This is a genomic window from Streptomyces tendae (assembly GCF_014650435.1).
Taxonomy (GTDB): Bacteria; Actinomycetota; Actinomycetes; order Streptomycetales; family Streptomycetaceae; genus Streptomyces; species Streptomyces tendae.
In genome coordinates, this window is the sequence record NZ_BMUY01000136.1 from 1 (window position 1) to 506 (window position 506).

Sequence of the window (506 nt, forward strand, 5' to 3'; positions counted from 1 at the left end):
CGGAGCTGGCCGGTGCGGCGGTGGAGGAGTCGCTGCGGCTCCATTCGCCGGTGCACGCGGGCGCGTTCCGGTTCGCGGCGGAGCCGCTGGAGCTGGCCGGCACCGCCGTGGCCGCCGGGGACGCCGTCCTGGTGTCGCTGGCCGCGGCCTCCCGCGACCCGCTCGCCTTCCCGGACCCGGACCGCTTCGACCTCACCCGCCGCCCCCAGGGCCACCTCGCCTTCGGCCACGGCATCCACTACTGCCTCGGCGCCCCGCTCGCCCGTCTCGAGGGCCGGATCGCGCTCGAGGCGCTCCTGGACCGGTTCACCGGGGTGCGGATCACACCCGGCGCGCACCTGCGCCACCACCGAGACGGGCTGTTCGGTGTGCGGAACCTGCCGCTGACCGTGCGGCGCGGCTGAACCGAGGGAGCGGTCATGCGCACCGTGCGAACCCTGCTGATCGACAACTACGACTCGTTCACCTACAACCTCTTCCAGATGCTGGCCGAGGTGAACGCGGCC

The 506-nt window shown here is 73.9% G+C and carries 1 protein-coding gene; it reads left to right on the plus strand.

Annotation, left to right across the window (positions count from 1 at the left end; all coding sequences use genetic code 11):
- A partial coding sequence (locus IE258_RS41020; RefSeq protein ID WP_189750865.1) for a cytochrome P450 occupies positions 1-404 on the plus strand: 404 nt, incomplete at its 5' end.
- Between the last annotated feature and the right edge of the window lie 102 nt (positions 405-506).